The 23717-nt window shown below is 58.6% G+C and carries 19 protein-coding genes and 2 tRNA genes; 18 read left to right on the forward strand and 3 right to left on the reverse strand.

Translation table 11 applies throughout. The annotated features are described in order from the left end of the window. Positions 1–461: 461 nt before the first annotated feature. From AO716_RS10185 to AO716_RS17285, 11 genes are all read left to right on the forward strand, one after another. Positions 462–641 carry a hypothetical protein gene (locus tag AO716_RS10185; RefSeq protein ID WP_055240763.1) on the forward strand — a complete coding sequence of 60 codons (180 nt, stop codon included), beginning with the start codon at positions 462–464 and terminating at the stop codon, positions 639–641. Between the two features lie 54 nt (positions 642–695). Further along, complete coding sequence (locus AO716_RS10190; protein WP_055240764.1) at positions 696–1469, forward strand: fumarylacetoacetate hydrolase family protein; 774 nt, start codon at positions 696–698, stop codon at positions 1467–1469. A 13-nt stretch (positions 1470–1482) separates the two neighbouring features. Beyond that, positions 1483–2076 carry a hypothetical protein gene (locus AO716_RS10195; protein ID WP_055240765.1) on the forward strand — a complete coding sequence of 198 codons (594 nt, stop codon included), beginning with the start codon at positions 1483–1485 and terminating at the stop codon, positions 2074–2076. A gap of 34 nt (positions 2077–2110) precedes the next feature. Continuing rightward, positions 2111–3631 (forward strand): glutamate--tRNA ligase, encoded by a 1521-nt coding sequence (gene gltX / locus AO716_RS10200; protein WP_055240766.1) that lies wholly within the window; start codon positions 2111–2113, stop codon positions 3629–3631. A 7-nt stretch (positions 3632–3638) separates the two neighbouring features. Continuing rightward, complete coding sequence (locus AO716_RS10205) at positions 3639–4385, forward strand: HAD family hydrolase (protein WP_055240767.1); 747 nt, start codon at positions 3639–3641, stop codon at positions 4383–4385. A gap of 117 nt (positions 4386–4502) precedes the next feature. Next, positions 4503–4574, forward strand: a tRNA-Gln gene (locus AO716_RS10210). Between the two features lie 124 nt (positions 4575–4698). Continuing rightward, positions 4699–4771: transfer RNA gene (locus tag AO716_RS10215), tRNA-Glu, on the forward strand. A gap of 139 nt (positions 4772–4910) precedes the next feature. Next, positions 4911–6764, forward strand: coding sequence for a hypothetical protein (locus AO716_RS17280; protein WP_152969937.1), 1854 nt, complete (start codon positions 4911–4913; stop codon positions 6762–6764). Between the two features lie 100 nt (positions 6765–6864). Next, complete coding sequence (locus AO716_RS10220; RefSeq protein WP_160317926.1) at positions 6865–8301, forward strand: FkbM family methyltransferase; 1437 nt, start codon at positions 6865–6867, stop codon at positions 8299–8301. A 22-nt stretch (positions 8302–8323) separates the two neighbouring features. Further along, complete coding sequence (locus tag AO716_RS10225) at positions 8324–11806, forward strand: glycosyltransferase (protein WP_152969938.1); 3483 nt, start codon at positions 8324–8326, stop codon at positions 11804–11806. A gap of 170 nt (positions 11807–11976) precedes the next feature. After that, positions 11977–13770: a DUF6270 domain-containing protein gene (locus tag AO716_RS17285; RefSeq protein WP_152969939.1), complete on the forward strand. Its 1794-nt coding sequence runs from the start codon at positions 11977–11979 to the stop codon at positions 13768–13770. 411 nt (positions 13771–14181) lie between these two features. Here the strand turns inward: AO716_RS17285 and AO716_RS10230 are convergent, their stop codons facing one another. Continuing rightward, entirely contained in the window at positions 14182–14718 is a 537-nt protein-coding gene (locus tag AO716_RS10230; RefSeq protein WP_055242114.1) for a DUF1697 domain-containing protein, read from the reverse strand. A gap of 80 nt (positions 14719–14798) precedes the next feature. Between AO716_RS10230 and AO716_RS10235 the strand changes: the two genes are divergently transcribed. Next, positions 14799–15806, forward strand: a complete 1008-nt coding sequence (locus AO716_RS10235) for a thiamine-phosphate kinase (protein ID WP_055240770.1) — start codon at positions 14799–14801, stop codon at positions 15804–15806. A gap of 3 nt (positions 15807–15809) precedes the next feature. On the opposite strand, the gene AO716_RS10240 is transcribed toward AO716_RS10235, so the two are convergent. Both AO716_RS10240 and AO716_RS10245 read right to left on the reverse strand, forming a co-directional pair. Then, positions 15810–16232, reverse strand: a complete 423-nt coding sequence (locus AO716_RS10240) for a potassium channel family protein (RefSeq protein WP_055240771.1) — start codon at positions 16230–16232, stop codon at positions 15810–15812. A 46-nt stretch (positions 16233–16278) separates the two neighbouring features. After that, on the reverse strand, positions 16279–16998 hold the full coding sequence (locus AO716_RS10245) for an IclR family transcriptional regulator (protein ID WP_055240772.1): 720 nt from the start codon (positions 16996–16998) through the stop codon (positions 16279–16281). A gap of 143 nt (positions 16999–17141) precedes the next feature. Between AO716_RS10245 and leuC the strand changes: the two genes are divergently transcribed. The 6 genes from leuC (at position 17142) to AO716_RS10275 (ending at position 23704) form a co-directional block, all read left to right on the forward strand. Then, positions 17142–18605: a 3-isopropylmalate dehydratase large subunit gene (gene leuC, locus AO716_RS10250; RefSeq protein WP_055240773.1), complete on the forward strand. Its 1464-nt coding sequence runs from the start codon at positions 17142–17144 to the stop codon at positions 18603–18605. 9 nt (positions 18606–18614) lie between these two features. Continuing rightward, a complete protein-coding gene (leuD, locus tag AO716_RS10255) occupies positions 18615–19214 on the forward strand; it encodes a 3-isopropylmalate dehydratase small subunit (RefSeq protein ID WP_055240774.1) in 600 nt (199 codons plus the stop codon). Between the two features lie 222 nt (positions 19215–19436). Further along, complete coding sequence (gene murA / locus AO716_RS10260; protein ID WP_055242116.1) at positions 19437–20762, forward strand: UDP-N-acetylglucosamine 1-carboxyvinyltransferase; 1326 nt, start codon at positions 19437–19439, stop codon at positions 20760–20762. A gap of 10 nt (positions 20763–20772) precedes the next feature. After that, positions 20773–21531 carry a lysophospholipid acyltransferase family protein gene (locus tag AO716_RS10265; RefSeq protein WP_055240775.1) on the forward strand — a complete coding sequence of 253 codons (759 nt, stop codon included), beginning with the start codon at positions 20773–20775 and terminating at the stop codon, positions 21529–21531. Beyond that, positions 21528–22568, forward strand: a complete 1041-nt coding sequence (locus AO716_RS10270; RefSeq protein ID WP_055240776.1) for an NAD(P)H-dependent glycerol-3-phosphate dehydrogenase — start codon at positions 21528–21530, stop codon at positions 22566–22568. The genes AO716_RS10265 and AO716_RS10270 overlap by 4 nt, the downstream gene beginning before the upstream one ends. Continuing rightward, a complete protein-coding gene (locus tag AO716_RS10275; protein WP_055240777.1) occupies positions 22565–23704 on the forward strand; it encodes a D-alanine--D-alanine ligase family protein in 1140 nt (379 codons plus the stop codon). Before AO716_RS10270 ends, AO716_RS10275 begins: the two co-directional genes overlap by 4 nt. Positions 23705–23717 lie beyond the last annotated feature (13 nt).

Here is a 23717-nt window from a genome sequence, read left to right on the forward strand (position 1 = left end):
GCCCGCTTCCCCGGGAACACCGGGGGGCTGCAGGGCCCGCACCACGTGTGCGGGCCCTGCTCTGTTTAACCCCTGGTTCCTCGCCTCGGGCCAGGACACCGTGGCCGGCATTCCCACCTTCTGTGACAGCTGTTCACTCGTGGGACCACACCGGGTAACAGCCGCACCAGGGCGTGGGAACCACGGCCAGAACGTAGCCTTACCAGCCCCCAAGCCGGCCTCTTGGGACCGGCACCTCATCCCCGACCCGGCGCATCGACACCCCGGCCTGGCTACCCCACCGTTCCCAGGGCCTGGGAACCGGATACAGGGGAAGAGATGTCCGTAGGCACGGTTTTCCTACCGTTGATAGTCGCTTCGGGAAGCACCGCTGTTCTGCGGCCAGCCGCCGGGCGCGCCGGGAGGCTGCTCGGCAGGGGGTTTACCCGTCGAAAGCAGAACTGGCAGAAGACGCCAAATGGGTGGCGGGTATACTCCGCAACGATCCCGATGAACCCCACGTGCTGGTGCCCAAAAGGAAAGGCACGGGAACCGGCATGACCATAAACGTCGGAAACACCCGCGGCCGCGCAACGGTCATCATCTTTGCGGCGCTGGTTCTGGTCCTACCCGTGGGACTGGGGATCTTGGCAGGCCTCTGAGCGCCGGTGCTGCCGGCTGCATGGAACGCCCGAATCTCGACTAGGCTTGAGTCCATGCGTATTGCTAGGTTTATCCAGGACAGTGACCCTGCCTTCGGCGTCGTCGACGGTGAAGAAGGCCATGAAGAAATCGTCGTGATCAAGGGCGACCCGTTCTTTTCCGGCGTCCAGCTCACGGGGGAGCGGCACAAGCTGGAGGACATGCGCCTCCTGGCTCCGATCATCCCTCGCAGCAAGGTCGTCGGCATCGGCAAGAACTACGCCGACCATGCCGCTGAAATGGGAGGGGAAGTCCCTCCTGCCCCGCTGATGTTCTTCAAACCGAATACGTCTGTGATCGGTCCGAATGACCCAATTGTGCTGCCGTCCTTCTCCGAGGAAGTCTCCTACGAAGCCGAGCTCGCCGTGGTTATTGGACGGATCTGCAAGGACGTTCCGCTGGAGCGCGTGGACGAAGTTGTCTTCGGGTATACCTGCGCCAACGACCTCACGGCACGGGACGCGCAGCGCACGGACAACCAGTGGGCCCGCGCCAAGGGTTTCGACACGTCCTGCCCCGTCGGCCCCTGGATCGAAACCGATCTGGACACGGACAGCCTCGCGATCCGTGCGTATCTGGACGGCGACCTGGTCCAGGACGGCAACACCTCAGAGATGATCTGGGGAGTGAAGGAACTTGTCTCCTACGTTTCGCAGGCGTTTACCCTCCTTCCCGGTGACATCATCCTCACCGGGACCCCGGCCGGCGTCGGACAGATCACCGACGGGCAGCGGATCGAAGTCCAGGTTGAGGGCATCGGTACGCTGGCTAACATCGCCCGCGGCTAGGAAGCAGAAGGCGTTGACGGGGGGAACGCAAAAACTGCGCGTCGCGGATTTCCTGCCGGGTGTGCTGTGGGGCGGCGCCTTTGTCCTGGCCGCCTTCAGCAGCGGAATTACGACGCCGGCGGCCTGGGCCTGGGGCGCCGGGACTGTAGTGCTGCTGCTCGTCTTCCCCTGGGTGCTCGTCCGTACCCTCGACAGCAGGGGAGACCTGCGTTCCTCCATTGCACGGGCGCCTGTGACGCCCGTAATCCTGGGCGCAGGAGCTCTGTGCTTCATCCTGCTGCGGCTGATTCTCTGGCTGGACGGTCCGCGGGTCCTGGCGGCGGCGGTCTTCGCGATGCTCGCTTCGTATGCGGTCGTCCTGGTTCTGGCCCGGGCGGTGAAGCTGGACTGGCCGTCCGTAAGTACGGGAGCCGCCGTCGTCGTTATTCCGTTTTTGCTGTCTGCCCTGACTGGTGGGTTCGCCCTGCCAGTGGCTGCCGCGCTCCTGCTGTGTCTTTTGCTGGTTCCGCAGCCTCGCACCCGCTGGCAGCTGGTATTGGGGTCAGCCGCGGCGGGCGCCGCGGTGGGTGGAGGACTGTTTACGCTGCTGCAGGGCCTGCCAGCGTAAGGGGATTGGCAGCAGCGACTAAACTGGGTTAATCATGACTACTGAGCCCACTTCCTTCGCTGATCTGCCCACCGTCGACGACAACACTCCGGTGCGGGTCCGTTTCTGCCCGTCTCCCACCGGCACGCCCCATGTCGGCCTGATCCGTACAGCCCTTTTCAACTGGGCCTACGCCAAGCACACCGGCGGCAAGATGATCTTCCGCATCGAAGACACCGACTCGGCCCGGGACAGCGAGGAGAGCTTCCTGCAGCTTCTTGACGCGCTCGACTGGCTTGGAATCACCTGGGATGAAGGTGTCAACGTGGGTGGCCCGCACGAGCCGTACCGCCAGTCCCAGCGCGGCGAGATCTACCAGGACGTCATTGCCAAGCTCAAGGACGCCGGGCACCTGTACGAGTCCTACTCCACGCCGGAGGAAATCGAAGCCCGTCACCGTGCTGCCGGCCGTGACATCAAGCTAGGCTACGACAATTACGACCGGAACCTCACCGAAGAGCAGATCGCAGCGTTCAAGGCTGAGGGCCGCGAGCCGGTGCTGCGCGTGCGCATGCCGGATGAAGACATCACGTTCAATGACCTGGTCCGCGGCGAAATCACGTTCAAGGCCGGCACTGTTCCGGACTTCGTCGTGGTGCGCGCAAACGGCGCCCCGCTTTACACCCTGGTAAACCCGGTTGACGACGCCCTCATGGGCATCACCCACGTGCTCCGCGGCGAAGACCTGCTCTCCTCCACACCGCGCCAGATCGCCCTCTACCGCGCACTGATCGACGTCGGAGTGGCTCAGTACATGCCGCTCTTTGGCCACCTGCCGTACGTTATGGGAGCGGGGAACAAGAAGCTCTCCAAGCGTGATCCGGAATCGAGCCTGTTCCTGCACCGCGAACGCGGGTTCATTCCCGAGGGCCTGCTGAACTACCTGTCCCTGCTCGGCTGGTCGCTCTCCGCCGACGAGGACATTTTCACTGTGGACCAGCTCGTGGAGAACTTCGACATCCACGATGTGCTCTCCAACCCGGCACGATTCGATATCAAGAAGGCTGAGGCCATCAACGGCACGCACGTGCGGATGCTGGAGCCTGCCGATTTCCGTAACCGTCTGGTCCCGTACCTGCAGCATGCCGGCCTGGTAGGGGAGCAGCTGACTGAACGCGAAGAAGAGATCCTCACCGAGGCAGCGCCCCTGGTCCAGGAGCGCATCACCCTGCTGGGCGAAGCTCCGGACATGCTCGGCTTCCTGTTCAAGGCCGACGACGCCATTGACGTTGCCGACGACGCCCGCAAGGGTCTGCCCGCCAACCTCACCGAGGTGCTGGACGCCACTTTGACCGCCCTCGAGCCGGTTCAGGAGTGGACAGCTGAGAACATCCAGGCCGCCCTGCGCCAGGCCCTGGTCGAGGACATGGGCATCAAGCCGCGCCATGCCTTCGGCCCGGTCCGTACCGCTGTCTCCGGGCGCCGGATCTCGCCGCCGCTCTTCGAATCCATGGTGATCCTGGGCCGCGAGTCCTCCCTGGCACGTATCCGCTCCTTCCGCGCCGCGGAGGCGTAAGCAATCCATGAGTGAACTGCGGAGCGGCAGGCCCACGGGGGTGCTCTTTGATATCGACGAGACCCTCGTGGACCTCCGCACCGCCATGGGCAACACGCTGCGCGAAATCAGCGCACGGGATCTGGCGCACTTCACCGAAGAGGACTGGGCTGCCTACCAGCGCCTCTACACAGCGGACCCGCAGGGCTACTACGACCGCTATCTTGCCGGTGAACTCAGCTTCACCCGCCAGCGGCTGCTCCGGGTAGCCCACGCCCAGCAGGCCCACGGTCTGCCGGCGTTCGACGGCGATGCCGAGGAAGCCTGGAACGCAGCCTACGACGAGGTGCTCCCGGGGCACTTCAAACCGTTCGACGACGTTGTGCCCGTCCTGGACCAGCTGGACGCCCTGGAGATTCCCTACGGCGCTGTCAGCAACAACGTCCATGACTACCAGCGCGCCAAGCTCGACGCTGCCGGGCTGGAACGCATCCAGATCCTGGTGGGTATTGACGCTGTGGGTGCTGCCAAGCCGGATCCTGCGATCTTCCTGGAGGGCGTGCGCCTGCTCGGTACCGATCCGGTCAGGACGCTCTATGTCGGGGATAACCCCGTAGTGGATGGACGTGGGGCATTAGCTGCCGGACTGCAGGCATTGTGGGTAGAGCGCAGCGGGAGCAGAGAGCTTCGCGCCGCCCACCCGGACCTACCGGTATCCGGGAGCCTTGCTGCTGTGCCGGCAATGGTGGGTCAGTCCTCGCCTGCGCCTGGCTAGGCGGAGAAGGGACCGCGGCCGTTTTGCACGCTGGCCGGAACCCGTGTATAGTAATAACTCGTGCTGAGGGGTTGAAGCCGGAAGTTGAACCTTCTGGAACGGCCCGGATGAGCACATTGGGATATGGTGTAATTGGCAACACAACGGTTTCTGGTACCGTCATTCTAGGTTCGAGTCCTGGTATCCCAGCGCTAATCAGCCTACGCGGAATGCGAAGTTGATATGAAGCAGAAGAGTATGAAATACTTTTCGAGTTGATTCATTGAATCGACAAGGAAGTACCGGAGGCAATACATATCCGAGTACTGTACACGGCCCCATCGTATAGCGGCCTAGTACGTCGCCCTCTCACGGCGATAACGCGGGTTCGAATCCCGCTGGGGTCACAGGGAAGGGTCCTAGACGGAAACGTTTAGGACCCTTTTGCATGTCTTAAATACAACGAATATGTTTACGACTCGGTACTCTGTATCATGACACTCTGTACGGTGAATGTATTACATGCTTTGAACCAGGAGTTGTCTCTTGACCGATTTTTTCAAATTGCCCGCTCCGTATGTTGATTTTGCGGTCATATCCTTAGGCAATGAAGAGCCAGATCCCCACCGGTCGCTTAGCAGTCTAGAGAGATACGGATTTCATTGTCAGGTTGTAGGTGACAAGACCACCGGCCGTACGGTCTTTGTGGCGGCGTCCGGTCAGGGTGTGAACCGTGACAACATCGGAATCTTTGGTATGTCTGGAATCGGCATGCAAGAGGGCCGAATCGTAGTTCCTTGGGACGGAATCTCAAGAGAGTCGCTGGAGGAACTTGATCCCGAAACTGGTTCCTATACGACATTCGATGTCAGGCCGGGCCTGTCCCTAGTCAAAACTGATCTGTTCGGTTATGGACACAGCTTCGCCTCACAACACCCGGGCCTAGCTATCGCGAGCAACAGGCTGCATCTACACAAAATCGTGATGGCGGCATTCTCCATAGATATCCGGCCAAACGCCGCCGCTGTGGTGGGAAGTTTCTTCAGCGAGCATGGCTTCTTTACGCAACAATCTGCACTTAGTTGTACGCTGATAGACGGTGTCCGACTGGTGCCCGTATCCGTCGACGTGGAAATAAGAGATGCCACAATCTCTTACCCCGAGAAACCGCTTTTTTCATGGGCTATGAACCCAATGGGAAAGTCCTATAAGGATCTTATAGAGGCAGGCGTTAGGAAAATAGTTTACAATGCCAAGGGCATTGCAGAGACTACATTGTTTCAGACAGCCGTTGTTGACTTATCGGGTGGCAAGGATAGCCGACTTGCCTTTGGCGCTATAACCCGCGTTCCTGGATGGGACCAAAAAGCCCGCGTGAACACTGCTCGTGTTCCCAATTCCGAAGACGTTGAAATTGCAGCCGGGATAGTGAGCGCTTATGGGGCGTCATACTTTGATGGCGATACAGTGGAACAGTATCCACTAACCCTGGAGGATAATCTACGATTCTGGCGAAGTTATTTTTTTGGCGAGTACCATCGCATGGCGGCAGGGGCCTGGAGCAACCAGGGGAAGAATCGGAGCAGCATTCAGGTTGGCGGGGCGAATGGGGAAATTTATCGCTCGTTCTGGACCACTGTAGTGGACAGGTACCTTGAGAAGGGACAAAGCTCTGAGGAATTCGTCAAGACTTTCATATCGTCCATAGCGGTCAGTGGAAGATACACCGTCGAACAGTTAAATAGATTGGTGACTGCACTTACAGACGAGCTTGAGTCATATCCTTCGAAGTCTATACATGAAAAAATAGAAGACCACTATATGTTCAACCGGAATCGGTCCCATTGTGGGCTTCGTGGATTTACCTTCTATCACGACAGGCTGACGTGGTATCCGTTACTATCCGCTGATCTATTAGCGGCTTCTCGGTCTTTGGACTACACAGAACGTGCGAGCAATCGGGTGATTTATGACGTTCTTAAGGGTCTCGACCCGAAACTTTTATCTTTTCGTTTCGACGGTGTTGACGATCCCTTCCATGCGCACCGAACGGAGTATCGCAGAGCGGTAACGGATGAATCAACCGGAGAGTGGGAGGCGGCCCAGCAGGCGGCTGCTTCAAAGATTCAAAGCAGACGTGCCGGCCGCAAGCAGCGTATGGCCTGGCCAGCGCTGACGGAATACGTAGCGAGAGAGGCCAAAACGGCGCTTGGGCAGCTTAGGCGAATGGATCAGAGTACACGAGACCTGATTCCGTCGGGATTGGAGCAACGCTTAGACGAGAGCATGCGGACTCCAAGTATTGGCTACCAACTAGCTTCCCGTATATTGGCGGTCTGGGACGCTGTACGTCCAGTAGAATTTGAGAAAAACGAATCACAGTCCGGCGAAGCCCTATGACGCACAGTTGTGTCATGGCGCCGAGCTTGACTTTCTCTAAGCGTACTTGGGGGCCAAATTGGACGCGCCAATAACGTCAGCCGTGCCTGACTATTTACCAGTGGCAATCGTGACGGAAGAATCGATTTCATATTGTCTGAGCGTACCCTCGGCAGGGGACCATATCGGTAAGCACCTTTTATCGACTGGTAGCTTCTACGAGAGCGAGTTGCTCAAGGCGCTGCGGAGATTGGTTGGTGCTGAGGATGTCGTAGTCGATGTAGGAGCGAACATTGGAAACCACACAGTCTACTTCGCTGGTGTGCTTCGCTGCAAAGTAATTGCCGTCGAGCCCATTCCAATTATAGCGGATATTCTTAGGCGCAATGTCGCCAATAACGGCTTGTTAAATAGTGTTGCTGTTCACCAGTTAGCCCTGGGTGCCTCTGAAGGTCGAGCGGAAATAGAGATGTTCGATGCGGCAAATTATGGAGGAACGACACTCCGAGTAGGCGAGAACGGCGATATCCAGGTTACACAACTGGACACTCTAATTTCAGAAACCGTAGATTTGATAAAGATCGACGCAGAGGGCATGGATTATCAGGTCTTGCTGGGCGCACGTGAAATTATCGAAAATGATATGCCGGCCATAGTTATCGAAGCCATGACGGACCAAGCACTCAATGAGATTGATGATTTTCTAGCGCCTCTCGGGTACTCAATTGTCGGACAGTACAATGCCACCCCCACCTACGTTTTTCTACCCATGCGAACAACCGAACAGGTGCGGCGGGCCATTCGCTTTCTTGGACTTTCAGCGGCTAATCAACAAGTGTTACAGCGTTCGCAGGAGGCAACGCTTCGCCAGGTCGGTCGTTACGCAGAAAGGCTCTCAACTGAGACTTATGCGCGAATCATGAAGCAGATTGACGAAGGAGAGACGCCTGCAGGCTCAGAGACCACGAATGCTCGTGCCTCGGAGGGAAACGCAGCAGCACTGGAACGGCGTCTGCATAACTTGGAGGCAACTCTTGGGTCTGAGCGCACTGCGTTCAAGAAACTCACTGAAAGATTCAATGAGGTTGCATGCCGTGCACAGCGATTTGAACAAGATCTTTCGACAAGAAGTCAAAGAATGACGGATTGGCGGAATCTGGAGATGTCCGCTACAAGCGGCGACCTAGATAACTTGATGAAAAGTTTTCTAAATGAAATCGGACAGCCAATACAGAATGCTGCTGAAATCGTAAAAAACCTTCAATCGGAAAACCGTCTCATGAAATCAGCTGTCGAAGCCGCGGCCCAGAATGAAAAGCAGTTCACCGAGCAGATGCGGACGTTGACGGTGTCGAGGGGCGAATTTGGGCGTCAAAACAGACGCCTCAATAAGCAACTGTTGGACATGTCGAGGGCTCTTGAGCATCAGCGGGCAGAGAATGTGAAGTTGCGTGCTGATGCCAACAAGAAGGCGCAAGCGCCGCTCTATAGATGGTTGCTTGTCCCTCGTAATGTCTTACGGAATATAAAGAAACGGCTAGCGCTCGGGGGAGAATGACTTGGATAACAAAAGTAAAGACATGACTATTGAGCAGGTTGGAGCGGAGCTGGCGGCCTCGGAACGGAACGCAGTTCTCCTTGCTGAGTTGCATGATCTTCAGGGGAAGCTCGACACAGCGGCTCAAATTATCGGGTCACAAGAAGCAGTGCACGATGCTGACCTGGCGCTACTTCGAGTAGAAAACCAGATGTTGCGTGAAGAATCCAGGGCATTCATGGGGACCCTAGCCGCCTTGCGCAAGTCGGCTGGAAACGCGGATCACAAGCCCATTCTTTCGTTGTCAAAGTTCGGCAAGTCTCCTAACAAGAATGTAAGCAGCCTGCGGGTGGCAGGAATCATGGACGAGTTCAGCGGGACCGCTTTTGGTAAAGCCTGTGAACTGTTGCGGTTCTCCCTCGCTGACTGGGAAAGCGAGCTTGAGCGGTTCAAACCTGACGTTCTCTTGGTCGAATCTGCGTGGAAGGGCAACCTGGGGCAATGGACCGACAAGGTTCACCGCGTGTCACCAGATCTTCTCTCTCTGATCGAATGGTTCAAGAATGCTGGGTTGCCAACAGTTTTCTGGAACAAGGAAGACCCCGTTCATTACGGTTCGTTCATATCAACCGCTTCGCTCTTTGATTACGTTTTCACCACTGACCTGGACTCAGTAGAAAGATACAAATCCATGCTCAATCATGAGCATGTCTACCTCATGCCCTTTTTCTGCGAACCTTTGCTTCACTCTCCGGTTCAGGTAGAGAAGAGACTTCCGGCAGCCAGCTTCGCGGGAGCATACTATGCTCGTTATCCTGAACGTCAGCGAGATTTCGACTCGATCATGAGCGGAGTCGCCTCTCTGGGCGACGTTGCAATATTTGACCGGAACTTCGGAAGCGATGACCCTGCGTTTAGCTATCCAGAAAAGTACCGTGCAATGATCAAGGGCGGTTTGCCATACGCAGATATTGACAGGTCTTATAAGGGCTACGATTTCGGTATCAACTTAAACTCTGTCAAAGAGTCACAGACCATGTTCGCTCGTCGTGTGTTCGATCTTATGCTTTGTAATACTCACGTTGTTAGCAACTATTCGCGAGGACTGCGACTGATGTTCGGCGACCTCGTTATCTCCTCTGATAATTCAGGGACTATTGAAAAAGGTGTTCAGCGTCTAGTCGGAGAGACCGGAAGCGTTCGTGAAAACCCCTTTGCGGCATACGTGCGTCATCTCGCCCTTCGTAAAGTATTGACCGAGCACACGACCACTTCGCGTCTAGAATACATGGCGCGCAAGGTCTGGCCAGATGGCCCACAAAGGGATCTGGGGGACGTCACCGTAATCGGTTTGGCCAGCAGCGTAACCGAAGTGAAACGCCTCATTAGTCAGTTTGACGATCAAGTCTGGGAAAGAAAAGAATTGGTGGTATTGACTCCCGCCGATACCGATCTCAGGTCGTGCCGCAAATCCAAGCATATCCGTTATATAAGCGTGGGGGCGGCGGAGCTTTCCATCGATGAGATAAGCAAAACAGACTTTACCGCATTCTGGACGCCTGATGGGAGCTACGGACCGAATTATCTTGCGGACGCTCTATACCTAATGCAGCTTGGTGTTTCTTGTGTATCGCGGGATGGTAGTGATCGAGCTGACCCATTAGGTCTCAAAAAGGCATTCACAGACATTTCGTCTTCACACCTTATTTCGAGCGTACTACGCACCGACGAATTCGGACACGTAATAGTCGATATCGAGGAGTTGAGCCGCCAGCGGATCGTGGCGGGATCGATCTTGGCGGTGCCGTCCTTCGACTATGCCGAGCCAGGGCAGCAACTCTTTGATACCTCGTCATGGGACAAAAACATTAGTGTCGGAATCAGCATCGATTCACTGCTGCAGGCCGCAGAGAATGTTCCCGTTCATGGGCGTGTTCTGGATGTTTCGGTTGGTATCGTCGCTGAAGAACTCCTTGCTGAATTCCCATGTCGTGAAGTTACGGAGTCTGTTTCGTTGAAGCACTCCGCAAACGGGGTTATGATCCAGTCTTCGATGGACTCCGACAAGCATGCATACCTATACGCAAAACGGCCGCTTGAGATCGAACGATTTAGCGCAGCTGATGCACGTCTGACTATTAACGCCCTTGTTGGCGTAGGTGCAATGAGTTCCGTTGTCGTTTTGTTTTTGGACGAGAACGGTACTCGCATTGGTAGTAAAATTCTTCCGGTCAATATCAACAACGAAATAGAGGTTCCTCCTACTGCTCGTAAGGTGCACCTAGGCCTCAGGGTTCAAGGAAGTGGATCTATGGAGATCCATGGCTTCTCCTTTGAACGAATGGACCCCGCCCAACGAGCAACGCCCGTTAAAGTCTTGGGCCGTCATCTTGTTCTGACAAACGTCTATCCGTCCCATGACGACCTTTACCGAAACGGGTTCGTCCATAGCAGGGTCCGCAGCTACCAAGCCGCCGGCATTGAGCCCGTTATCTTTTGTCTCAATTCTCGAGGGACTCGCACGAGTTACGAGTTCGAAGGCGTAGACGTTATTGTTGGTGACGATAGCGACCTAGCTGCCGCGATAGCATGCAACGAATTTGCTGCGATTCTTGTGCATTTTCTGGATGAGTCGATGTGGAAAGTGCTGCAGGCTAAGATTCCGCAAGTACCCGTTATAGTGTGGGTCCACGGAGCGGAGATCCAGCCTTGGCATCGGAGAGACTTCAACTACGAGAATGATGAGCAACGGGCTGAGGCCCAGGTCATAAGTGCGCGTCGTATGCTATTTTGGCGTACCGTTTTCTCCTCCTTGCATCCGCACCTCCACTTTGTTTTTGTCTCGGAGTACTTCGCCGCCGAGGTCATGGAAGACATAGGTATAGTTCTGCCTGAGAGAGCGTACTCGGTCATCCATAATGTTATTGATACGGATATATTCGACTATCATCCAAAAGATAAGGACTTGCGGTTTAGGCTTCTCAGCATTCGGCCGTTCGCTTCGAGGAAATATGCGAACGATCTTACCGTGGAGGCAATTAGAATACTTCGCGAACATCCATTGTTTGAGATGGCCGAGTTCACGATTATTGGTGACGGACCTCTGTTCGAATCCGTGCTTGCACCTCTGAAGGAACTAGGTAACGTGAGTATCGAGCGAGGCTTTCTCAGCCAAGATTCAATTGCGTCGGTACACAAGGAACACGGCATATTCCTGACTCCTACTCGCATGGACTCACAGGGAGTCTCCCGAGACGAAGCTATGTCGTCAGGTCTGGTGCCTGTAACCAACGCTGTCACTGCAATCCCGGAGTTCGTGGATGAGTCGTCAGGTATATTGGCACCCGGAGAAGATGCTGAAGCTATGGCCATTGGAATTATGGGCCTCTGGGACGACCCTGAGAAGTTTATGAGGATGTCTAGACAAGCGGCAGAGCGGGTTCGACGACAGTCCGGATTCGACCGGACGATTGGTGCTGAGATCAGGCTCATTAACGATTTCAATCCAGAAGGGCCAGTAAGGTGACTTCCGGAGTCCGCCGGCAAATGGTGGCACGGAACTACGATCGGTGGGGTTCACTCACGCATAAGTGGTCTTCGCTGCAGAGCTTTGCGGAAAGCACAGAGTGGTCGGCTGGGATCCATTCGATAATTCTCAGTGACGCCAATGTCCTGGACATATATCTGAGTACCAACATGGGTGCGAATGTGTTAGCTGGACACACATTGCCTGTGTTCTTTTCCGGGGCTTTAACACACCGGGAGGGAACATTTCCGCCCTATTTTTCCGGGGCCAACCTTGGAAGCCAACTGGGTGTCCCTTACATGGCGGTTTCGGACCCAACCCTCAATCTCTCTGATGAGCTCGGGCTCGCCTGGTACGCGGGCTATGAAGGAGGTGATGTCCAAGATTCCATTTACCAACTCCTGAGCACGTTCACTAGGAATGTCGGGACTCACCTTCTTCTTGCAGGGGGGTCCGGTGGAGGATTCGCTGCTATGTATTATGGGGACAGGCTTGGGAAGGCGGCCTCTACCTTTGTATGGAACCCTCAGACATCCATCAGCCATTATGCTCCGGAATCTGTTCGCAGTTATTTTGCGGTAGCCGTGCCGGGTTTTGAGTTCGACTCTGACGCATTCGTCAATGAAGCGAAGTTGACAGAGATTGGTATTTCTTCGAAGAATGACAGGTTTCGCGGCCATAGGCTGCTCTATCTTCAGAATTATAATGACTGGCATGTCAGATCGCATCTTGGCCCGTTTCTTGAAAACTCTGGTCTGATCTATAGAGGTAACGGCCTATATTCCAATGCCCAGAATCAAGCAGTAGTAGTGTCTGCCTTTGGTGAAGGTCATGCCGTGCCTAACAAAGAAATTATTCTGACTGTTCTCAAAGAAATGCTCAACCCTCACCGCAGTGTTCGCGTCATTTATAATGAGCTGATCGCCACCGGCACCCTTCCTTCCGAGTTCAGTCGGCTTCCCCTGGACCTTCGCGAATCTTGGGGCAAATGCTTGCCAGCGTCAGTTACGGCTGAAACAGATGCGGCTAAACAAACCGTGAAAATTTCTTTGACAAATATGGTCGAGGGTTTTGGTGGCGTCACCCTAACGGTTTCACTTCTTAAGGGCGGAGCACGAGTAGCGGTCAGTGGCAGATCAGGGGAGATAGTTCGTGTTTTCGATTGGGTCGAATTCGATGCGGTCAAAGTGGACTTTCATGACGGGTTCGGGCATCCGTTGGGTAGTCTTACCGTGAGGACCGATGATATTACGGTAGGTCACGAAAGTAGCCGTAAATCTCGGGTCTTCGTTTATGGAAGCTGCGTTTCTCGTGATGCCTTCGGTGATTTTGATGGACTGGAACTGGCGGATTACGTTTCGCGCTCCGCAATGGGGAGCGCATTTTCTCGCCCACCTGGTAGTATTCCGAGTATCGACATTATGCGAAATCCGAGTTCTTTCCAGCGCCGGATGGTGAAGTACGATCTCGAGAAGTCGCTTACCAACCGGTTAAAAGAAGAGGCCTTCGATCTACTCCTGCTAGACTTTATTGATGAGAGATTACCCCTTGTTCGGGTAAATGGGACTTATATTACCTACTCTCCAGAAGTGCAGAGATGTGGCTTTGCTCCTCAGCAGGATAGCGTTGTGACTGCGGGGTCGGAAGATTATTTCGCTTTATTCGAAAGAGGATTCGAGGCGCTGCTCGAAATCGTGGATCCGACGAAAATCTGCGTGAGTCGAGCTTACTGGGCGGAAGGCGATGATCGTGGCAATCCTTTGGAAGAGGCGCGACTAGTCGACTTAAATAATAGAATTCTCGATCGGCTTTACGATATAGCTGGTACATTTGATGGGATTAGATTCATTTCTTATGAGAAAGAGCATATCGTTGGAGATTCGGGCCATAAATGGGGTACGTCCCCGTTTCATTATGTAGCGGACTTTTATAAGCAGACTCGCAGTGCGCTGAGAGTATTGTAGCTCTTTGTTTTCCGGTGATGCCGAGCATGAGCTTCGTGATTCATCAGTTCCAGTCGCGATTTGAGTTCCTGTTGTTCGAGGGCCAATATCGCGGTGACCGCGTAGAATAAGGTCTGAACCCTGCTTTTGAAGTCTCGCATTGGTGGTTTGTGGGTGATTGTGTGACGTTGCGTCAAAATCGTGTGTGCCAAGACCCGCTGTCTCTAGGCGTGGTGTCTCGAAATCGGGCTGGAGAGTGTCAAATGGACGGGATCTCCCTTCCCGCCCCTTCGCGGCGATGTCGGTGCGTGGCCGTTCGGTAGGCGAATGCAGTGAGTATTCTTGTCTTGGTTATTTGTTGACTGATAGATTCTGCGTCTTAGGTAAGGTCCCGGACAGAAATGTCCGGGACCTTTTCTTTTTGCGCAGGCATTATCCCGCAGCAACTATTTTGTCCAGGGTCCTTAAATTGCGTGTAGTTGTGCTGGATTTGTAGCGTGGCTTTGCGGTGGCACGGGATAGTTCAGATTCCAGCGTTGCACCTTTGAGAGCGGTCCATGCGACTGCCTCGGGACCTAGGCGGACCTGCTCCTGCCCGGCGGCAGCCCCTAGGGCAAACAGCTCTTCCAAGATGTCCGAATCAGTGCAGAACGTCACGTAAGCGTGCACGCCGGGATCGTCTGCGGGATAGGGCACCGCGGCCGAGAGCTCGGCGAGGCGGTCCACAGTCAGCACAATGACCCAGGCGTCATAGCCGAATTCACGCCGCAGCACCGTTTCCACCATGCCTTTGACCTCTGTCGGCTCCTTGGCTGCAGTTACGACGGCATTCCCGCTCGCTAGCAAAGTCCTTACGTCGCGCAGTCCTGTCTGTTCCAAGGTGGCCCGAAGGTCTGCCATTTTCATAGTTACACCGCCCACGTTGACACCCCGCAGCAGCACTGCATACCTGGTTGGTAAAACGTTCATGCGCCGAGGGTACTCCGGCCCGCAGCCGCCGTGCAGCATAATTGAATTCCGGGCACTAACAGGGCAAAGGAAACAGGTTCGTGGCAAAGCACCCTCAACAAGTAGCGGAACTCGGCGAAGGGGAATTGCTTTCACGAATCTTTCCCCGCTTGGGCGGCGCCCGGATGCCGCTAGGCCCCGGGGACGACGCAGCGGTGCTGGCAGCTCCTGACGGACGGACTGTGATTTCCATAGACACCCTGGTTCAGGACCAGGACTTCCGGCTGCAGTGGCCGGGCGGCTACAGCACCACGGGCTACGACGTCGGCTGGAAGTGCGCCGCGCAGAATCTTTCCGACATCAACGCAATGGGCGCCGTGCCCACGTCATTGGTGGTCAGCCTGACCCTGCCAGCAGATACACCGGTGAGCTGGGTCGAGGACCTGGCCGACGGCCTTTCCGCTGCCCTGCGGGCGCTCGGCGCCGAGCAATGTTCCGTGGCAGGCGGCGACCTTGGCCGGGGCAACCAGCTTGTGGTTACAGCTGCTGTCACCGGAGACCTGGAGGGCCGGGATCCTGTGCTCCGCTTGGGTGCCCAGCCCGGGGATGTCCTGGCTGTGAGCGGTGTGCTGGGAGAAGCCGCAGCGGGGTTGGCGCTGCTGGAAAGTTCGTTGGTGTACGCAGAGCTGAGCGGTTGGGAACGGGCTCTCACCGCAGCGCAGTCCCGTCCCTGCCCGCCGTTGGCTGCCGGGCCGGCAGCAGCCAAAGCGGGTGCCCACGCCATGATGGACATTTCCGACGGGCTGGTCCGCGACGCCGGACGCTTGTGCGACGCCTCCGGGGTTCGCGTTGACCTGGATGCGGATGTACTGAAGCAGGAAGGTGCTCCGCTCGCGGACACAGCGGCGAAACTGGGTACTGACCCTTTGCAATGGGTACTGGGCGGGGGAGAGGACCACGGGCTCCTGGCAGCATTCGCTCCGGAACGGGTGCTTCCCCGGGGATTCCGGCGTGTGGGTACGGTGCTGCCAAGGTTGGAAGAGCAGGGGATGGTCACAATAGGCGGAGAGCCGCCCTCCGCCGCCGGCTGGGATCACTTCGCCGGCTGAGACTTACTCCAGCAGATGCCGTTCCCGCACCTTGCGGGCAAGCGTTACCAGCTGCTCACGGCTCAGGTCCGGCAGGCGCTCCAGCTCGCTGACGAACTCCCGAAGGCTCTCTTTCGCCCGAGTACGCAGCAGGGCGTTGTAGAACCCGACGATCACGCCGGTGGCCAGGGCCACGACCAGGATGCCGTAGAGGGAGACCACCACGGTGATCAGCCGTCCCACAACGCTCACAGCCACAAAATCCCCGAAGCCGATGGTGGTGAACGAAACGAACAGGTACCAGAACGCGTCGCCAACACGGGGGATTGCGGGTTCGAACAGCGGCAGCAGCAGGGCTGCGCAAGCGTAGACGGCGAGGAAGCCGTAGAAAATGACGTCAGCGCCAGTGACGCGGATGATGTTCCAGAGGACGCGCAACCGTTTCATGGCCGCTCCTTTGAGCCCGGGCTTCCCACGATAGGCCGACGGCGGCTCAGTCGGTATTGGTTCGCAGTGCTTCGGTGAGCTGCTGGGCAGCTTTGGAAACCACTTCTGCGTGGATGCGTCCGGGCTGGCGGGTCAGTCGTTCGATTGGTCCGGAGATGGACACGGCTGCAATCACACGGCCCGAGGGTCCGCGGACCGGTGCCGAGACTGACGCTACGCCCGGTTCCCGCTCGCCCAGGCTTTGGGCCCAGCCGCGCCGCCGAACGCCGGCAAGCACAGTGGGTGTAAACCGGGCATTCTGCAGGCCTTCGAGCAACCGGTCGTGGTCTTCCCAGGCCAGAAGTACCTGGGCTGCGGAACCAGCCTTCATGGACAGCTGGGTTCCAACCGGAATGGTGTCCCGCAGGCCTATCGGCCGCTCAGCGGAGGCAACGCATACCCGCCACTCTCCCTGGCGCCGGAAAACCTGCGAACTTTCGCCGGTAGCATCCCGCAGGGCCAGCAGCACCGGGCCGGCGGAGGCGATGAGGCGGTCCTCTCCGGCAGCAGACGCCAGCTCCACCAGCCTGCTGCCCAGGACGAACCGCCCCTGAATATCCCGTCCCACCAGCCTGTGGTGCATCAGGGCCAGGGCCAGCCGGTGCACGGTGGGCCGGGCCAGCCCGGTGGCAGCCACCAGCTGGGCCAGGGTAGTGGGGCCGGCTTCCAGTGCGTCCAGCACCATTGCCGCCTTGTCGATGACTCCCACGCCGCTTGAATTGTCCATAGAATGATATTGCCGTCTCAATATCTGAGATGCAAGCTGAAAAACTGGCGGGGCTGCGGTCAATGCTGGTTGTCTTAAAAACATCAGAATTCCGCAGGAGCCGGCACCATGCCGGGGACTGCGCCGGGCGAGGAGCAGATGGCATGGCAGAACACACAGCGGGCAGGACGCTCGCGGAGAAGGTGTGGGACGAGCACGTAGTTTCCAAGGGCACCGACGGTGCGCCCGATCTGCTCTATATTGACCTTCACCTGGTTCATGAGGTCACCTCTCCGCAGGCATTCGAGGGACTGCGGCTGGCCGGACGCAAGCTGCGCCGGCCGGACCTGACCATTGCCACGGAAGACCACAACACCCCCACCCTGGCGATCGACAAGCCCATCGCGGACCCAGTCAGCCGCACGCAGATTGAGACGCTGCGAGCCAACTGCGCCGAGTTTGGGGTGCGGCTGCACCCGCTGGGCGACGCCGAGCAGGGCATTGTGCACGTGGTGGGCCCGCAGCTGGGCCTGACCCAGCCCGGACTGACCGTTGTCTGCGGCGATTCCCACACCTCCACCCACGGTGCGTTCGGAGCGCTGGCCATGGGCATTGGCACCTCCGAGGTGGAGCATGTGATGGCGACCCAGACGTTGTCACTGAAGCCGTTCAAGACCATGGCCATCAACGTTGAGGGCACGCTGAAACCGGGCGTAACGTCCAAGGACATCATTCTGGCAGTCATCGCCAAGATCGGTACCGGCGGCGGCCAGGGGTACGTCCTGGAGTACCGCGGATCGGCCATCCGCTCGCTGTCCATGGAAGCACGCATGACCATCTGCAACATGTCCATTGAAGCCGGTGCGCGCGCGGGCATGGTCGCTCCTGACGAGACGACGTTCGCCTACCTCAAGGACAAGCCGCACGCGCCGCAGGGCGCGGACTGGGATGCCGCCGTCGAGCACTGGAAGTCCCTGGTGACCGACGAGGACGCCGTGTTCGACGAAGAGGTATTCCTCGACGCCAACGAACTTGAGCCCTTTGTCACCTGGGGCACCAACCCCGGCCAGGGTGTTTCCCTCTCTGAATCCGTTCCCTCGCCGGAGGACTTCGGTGACGAGAACGCCAAGGCAGCCGCTGAGCGCGCACTGGAGTACATGGACCTGGCCGCCGGAACGCCCATGAAGGACATCCGGGTGGACACCGTGTTCCTGGGCTCCTGTACCAACAGCCGAATCGAGGACCTGCGCATCGCGGCGGACATCATCCGCGGGCGGCAGAAGGATCCGAACGTGCGGATGATGGTGGTTCCCGGCTCCGCCCGGGTCCGTCTGGAAGCCGAAGCCGAGGGCCTGGACCGGGTCTTCAAGGAGTTCGGAGCGGAATGGCGCTTTGCCGGCTGCTCGATGTGCCTGGGCATGAACCCGGACCAGCTGGAACCGGGGGAGCGCTGCGCCTCGACCTCCAACCGCAACTTTGAAGGCCGGCAGGGAAAGGGCGGACGCACGCACCTGGTGTCCCCGGTAGTGGCAGCAGCCACCGCTGTGCGCGGCACCCTGAGCTCGCCGTCGGACCTTGACCCCCTGCCCGGTGCAGCCGCCGGTTCCACCGCTACCGCTGCCGCCTAGGAGAGAATCATGGAAAAGATCACCACCCATACCGGAATCGGCGTTCCACTGCGGCAGAGCAACGTGGACACGGACCAGATCATCCCCGCCGTGTACCTCAAGCGCATCACCCGCACAGGTTTCGAAGATGCCCTGTTCGCCGGCTGGCGCAAGAACCCCGAGTTCATCCTGAACCAGGAGCCGTTCAACGCCGGTTCCGTACTGGTCGCAGGACCGGACTTCGGTACCGGGTCTTCCCGTGAGCATGCTGTCTGGGCACTGAAGGACTACGGCTTCCGGGCTGTGCTCTCCTCCCGGTTCGCAGACATCTTCCGCGGCAACTCCGGCAAGCAGGGCCTGGTGGCAGCCCAGGTTGCCCAGGACGACATCGAGCTCATCTGGAAGGTGCTCGAAGAATCCCCGGGCACTGAAGTCACCGTCGATCTGCAAGCCCGTACCGTGATTTGCGGCACGGTGACGGCCCCGTTCCAGATTGACGACTACACCCGCTGGCGCCTGCTGGAAGGCCTGGACGACATTGGGCTGACCCTGCGGCATGAGGAAGAAATCACAGCTTTCGAAGCGCGCCGGCCTGCCTTCAAGCCCACTACGCTTCCGGCGCGGACCTAGGCACCCTCCGGTTTCTGCCAGGGGCAGCTACCGCAGTAGTATTGATGGGCCTTCCCGTTCAGGGGAGGCCCATCAGTTTTCCCGCTCCCGAGGCCGGGCTGTGCCTTTTCAAGCGCCGTGCCGGCGGCCCCGTTATTTCGGGATAGGCAGGCTTGCTCCTATGCTTGGGATGCAGTCTCTTATGGCCTCGGGGGCAATATAAAACGAAAGAAACAGGTGTTCATGGGCAGCGTTCTAACCATCCGTGGTGGTGTACCCCTCACAGGCAAAGTACCGGTCCGCGGGGCGAAGAACCTGGTTCCCAAAGCCATGGTTGCCGCACTGCTGGGGAACACTCCTTCCCTGCTGCGCAACGTCCCGGAAATCAAGGACGTAGACGTTGTCACGTCACTCCTGAGGCTCCACGGCGTAGAGGTCACGAAAGATCCCGTTACCGGTGATCTGCTCATGGATCCGCAGAACGCGAAAACGGCTGCGTCACGGGACATTGATGCCCACGCCGGTGACTCCCGCATCCCGATCCTGCTGTGCGGACCCCTGATGCACAGTATTGGCGAGGCTTTTATCCCGGACCTGGGCGGCTGCAAGATCGGCGACCGGCCGATTGACTACCACCTGCAGATGCTGCGGAACTTTGGTGCCCTGGTGGAGAAGCGTCCCGGCGGTATTTCCATCTCCGCGCCCAAGGGTCTCAAGGGTGCCAAGCTCGAGCTGCCGTACCCCTCCGTCGGTGCCACCGAGCAGGTCCTGCTCACCGCCGTCCGTGCCGAAGGCATCACAGAGCTGAGCGGTGCTGCAGTCGAACCCGAAATCCTGGACCTCATCGCTGTCCTGCAGAAGATGGGTGCGATCATCACCGTCCAGACGGACCGCGTGATCCGTATTGAAGGCGTTCCTGAGCTCACCGGCTATAACCACCGGGCGCTGCCGGACCGCAATGAAGCCGCCTCGTGGGCTTCCGCTGCCCTGGTCACCAAGGGCGACATCTATGTGGAGGGCGCCAACCAGCAGGACCTCACGGCGTTCCTGAATATCTACCGCAAGATCGGCGGCGCATTCGACGTCGACGACGACGGCATCCGCTTCTACCACCCCGGCGGCAAGCTGAATCCGCTGGTCTTGGAAACCGATGTACATCCGGGCTTCATGACCGACTGGCAGCAGCCCCTCGTCGTCGCCCTGACCCAGGCCGAGGGCGTTTCGATCGTGCACGAGACGGTCTACGAGAACCGTTTCGGCTTTACTGATGCCCTGATCCGGATGGGAGCTAACATCCAGGTGCACCGTGAGTGCCTGGGCAGCATTCCCTGCCGCTTTGGCCAGCGTAACTTCCTGCATTCCGCCGTGATCTCCGGGCCGGTACAGCTCAAGGGAGCGGACGTGGACATTCCGGACCTGCGTGGAGGGTTCAGCCACCTTATTGCTGCCCTCGCAGCCGAGGGTACGTCCCGGGTCACCGGCGTCGAACTGATCAACCGCGGCTACGAACATTTCCTGGACAAACTCGCGGGCCTGGGTGCGGACTTCGACGTCACGGACGGGAAGTAAGCTTCCGCCCATGAGCGAATCGAGAAAGTCACGGACCACGTTCACCATCCTGGCGGCCGTGGTCCGTCCGGCCATGAACCTCATGCTGGGGCGTCGCTGGGAAGGGATGGAGAACCTGCCCAAGGACACTGGGTTCATCGCCTGCCCCAACCACGTGACTGAGATCGATCCGCTGGTAGTCGGCCACTTCTTCTACAACCAGGGCATGCTGCCCCGGTACCTGGCAAAGGCCTCCCTCTTTAAGGTGCCTGTTCTGGGCCCGGCGCTCCGCGCCACTAACCAGGTGCCCGTTCAGCGCGGCGGGGCAGGAGCGGCTGCCTCGCTGGACGGAGCGCAGGCAGTAATCGACGCGGGCGGCGCGCTGATTGTGTATCCCGAGGGAACGCTTACCCGCGATCCTGATCTGTGGCCCATGAAGGGACGAACCGGTGCTGCACGGCTGGCCCTCCAGACGGGAGCGCCGGTGATACCGGTGGCCCACTGGGGTGCCCAGGACCTGCTTCCGAGATACGGCAAGATGCTGCACCTGTTTCCCCGCAAGCGCGTTCGCGTCCTGGTGGGCAAACCGGTGGACCTATCTGACCTGCGCGGAGTTCCGCTCACCAAAACAGTGCTGGAAGAGGCCACGGAACGGATCATGGCCGAGCTGACGTCCCTGGTAGCGTCGCTGCGCGGGGAAACTGCCCCTGCCGAGCGCTGGGATCCGGCCCGTAAGGGGCAGAAGTCAGTTGGACGGGGTTACGACCCGGAAACGGAGAAGAAAAAGTGACAGCCGCAGCGCTTCCGGCAAAGGTAGCCGTTCTTGGAGCCGGCAGCTGGGGTACAACGTTTGCCAAGATCGCTGCGGACTCCGGGGCAGCCCGAAAGACGGACGTGCTCATCTGGGCCCGCCGGCCCGAGGCAGCCGAGGAAATCAACGAGTCCCGCCGTAACACCAGGTACCTCAAGGAAACCGTCCTGCCCGCGAACCTGCGGGCCTCCGCAGACGCCGCAGAAGTTCTCGACGGAGCGCAGCTTGTTGTCCTGGCCGTTCCGGCGCAGACCCTGCGGCAGAGGCTGCGCGAATTCAAGGACCTCTTTCCAAAAGACGCAGTCATCCTGTCCCTGATGAAGGGGCTGGAAGTAGGCACTGACGCCCGGATGAGCACGGTTATCGCCGAGGAACTGGACTGGCCGCAGGAACGGATTGCCGTGCTCTCCGGTCCGAACCTTGCCATGGAAATCGCGAGGGAAGAACCAACTGCCTCAGTAGTGGCGTGCTCGGACATCGGGGTTGCCGGATGGATCGCTGCAGCCTGCACAGCCCCGTACTTCCGTCCGTACACGAACACGGATGTGATCGGTACGGAGATCGGTGGAATCGTCAAGAACGTGATCGCCCTGGCCGTGGGCATCTGCGAAGGCAAGCAGATGGGGGACAACACCAAGGCCTCAGTGATGACCCGCGGGCTGGCCGAGACTACCCGCCTGGCGGTGGCACTGGGCGGAAAGACCGAGACTCTCTTTGGGCTTTCCGGTATGGGCGACTTGATCGCCACGTGCTCCTCTTCTCTCTCGCGGAACCACACCGCGGGCCGGCTCCTGGCCCAGGGGCTGACCCTGGATGAAGTAACCGAGACCATGGCCCAGACAGCGGAAGGCATCAAGTCCGCCCAGGCGGTACTGGACCGTGCCACCCAGCTGGGCGTCTACATGCCCATTACCGAGAACGTCGTTGCAGTGCTGCAGGGCGCCATTTCGGTAGACGAACTGGGCCCGCGCCTGCTGGCCCGCGAACTCAAACCCGAAGGTGTACACGCATCATGAGCGTCCAGCCCGTTTCCCCCGACGGCGGCTCCAAGCCGCGCGTAGCCGTTCTTTTCGGCGGACGGTCCAGCGAACATTCGGTCAGCTGCGTGACCGCAGCCGGAGTGCTGGAGGCGATCGACCACAGCAAGTACGACGTCGTTCCCATCGGCATTGCCCGCAACGGCCAGTGGTCCCTTGCCTCCGTGGACCCGGAGCAGTGGTCCCTGCGCTCTGAAGCCCTGCCTGAAATTACCGCCGGACCGGAGTCGGTCGTTATCTCCAGCGATGGTGCCTCCCAGGAGCTCGTCTCCCATGCACCCGATGCGATGCCGCGCTCCCTGGGGCGAATCGACGTCGTGCTGCCGCTGCTGCACGGCCCGTTCGGCGAGGACGGCACTCTTCAGGGGCTGCTGGAGATGGCAGACATCCGCTACGTCGGAGCCGGTGTGCTGGCATCAGCAGTAGGGATGGACAAGCACTACATGAAGGTGGTCTTCGAGTCCGCCGGCCTGGCTGTGGGGCCCTACGAGGTTATTACCGACCGGCAGTGGAACCAGGATCCCGACACCTGCCTGGAACGTGGTTCCCGGCTGGCGTTCCCGCTGTTCGTCAAGCCGGCGCGTGCCGGCTCTTCCATAGGCATTACCCGGGTGGCCGACCCCACGGGCCTGCGCGCCGCCGTCGAAACTGCACGGCAGCACGATCCCAAGGTGATCATTGAAGCAGGCATTATCGGCCGTGAAATCGAGGTAGCCGTGCTGCAGGGCCGAGGACACGACGATCCGCGCACCAGCCAGCCCGGTGAGATCGCCGTAACCCACAATGGCCACGAATGGTACGACTTCGAGGCGAAGTATGTTGACGGTGCTGCTGCGGAACTGAGCTGCCCGGCAGACCTGCCCGACGACATCACCACCCGGGTGCGCGAACTGGCCGCCGTGGCCTTTGAAGCAGTGGGTGCCGAAGGTCTGTCCCGAGTGGACTTCTTCTACACACCGGACGGCAGCCTGATCATCAACGAGATCAACACCATGCCCGGGTTCACTCCGATCAGCATGTACCCGCAGATGTGGGCCAAGTCCGGGCTGCCGTACACCGAGCTGATCGACGAACTCATTTCCCTGGCGCTCGAACGTCCCACGGGCCTGCGCTAAGGCAAAGCGGCTG

The organism is Arthrobacter sp. Edens01, assembly GCF_001307035.1.
In the GTDB taxonomy this organism is placed as follows: Bacteria; Actinomycetota; Actinomycetes; order Actinomycetales; family Micrococcaceae; genus Arthrobacter_B.

Excerpts from the sequence above, each read along its gene's own strand:
- murA (WP_055242116.1), top strand. The coding sequence starts at position 19,437 with ATGGGCAGCGTTCTAACCATCCGTGGTGGTGTACCCCTCACAGGCAAA.
- AO716_RS17285 (WP_152969939.1), top strand. The coding sequence starts at position 11,977 with ATGGGTGCGAATGTGTTAGCTGGACACACATTGCCTGTGTTCTTTTCC.
- AO716_RS10205 (WP_055240767.1), top strand. The coding sequence starts at position 3,639 with ATGAGTGAACTGCGGAGCGGCAGGCCCACGGGGGTGCTCTTTGATATC.
- AO716_RS10240 (WP_055240771.1), bottom strand. The coding sequence starts at position 16,232 with ATGAAACGGTTGCGCGTCCTCTGGAACATCATCCGCGTCACTGGCGCT.
- AO716_RS10275 (WP_055240777.1), top strand. The coding sequence starts at position 22,565 with ATGAGCGTCCAGCCCGTTTCCCCCGACGGCGGCTCCAAGCCGCGCGTA.
- AO716_RS10230 (WP_055242114.1), bottom strand. The coding sequence starts at position 14,718 with ATGAACGTTTTACCAACCAGGTATGCAGTGCTGCTGCGGGGTGTCAAC.
- leuD (WP_055240774.1), top strand. The coding sequence starts at position 18,615 with ATGGAAAAGATCACCACCCATACCGGAATCGGCGTTCCACTGCGGCAG.
- gltX (WP_055240766.1), top strand. The coding sequence starts at position 2,111 with ATGACTACTGAGCCCACTTCCTTCGCTGATCTGCCCACCGTCGACGAC.
- AO716_RS10265 (WP_055240775.1), top strand. The coding sequence starts at position 20,773 with ATGAGCGAATCGAGAAAGTCACGGACCACGTTCACCATCCTGGCGGCC.
- AO716_RS10245 (WP_055240772.1), bottom strand. The coding sequence starts at position 16,998 with ATGGACAATTCAAGCGGCGTGGGAGTCATCGACAAGGCGGCAATGGTG.
- AO716_RS10190 (WP_055240764.1), top strand. The coding sequence starts at position 696 with ATGCGTATTGCTAGGTTTATCCAGGACAGTGACCCTGCCTTCGGCGTC.
- AO716_RS10225 (WP_152969938.1), top strand. The coding sequence starts at position 8,324 with ATGACTATTGAGCAGGTTGGAGCGGAGCTGGCGGCCTCGGAACGGAAC.
- leuC (WP_055240773.1), top strand. The coding sequence starts at position 17,142 with ATGGCAGAACACACAGCGGGCAGGACGCTCGCGGAGAAGGTGTGGGAC.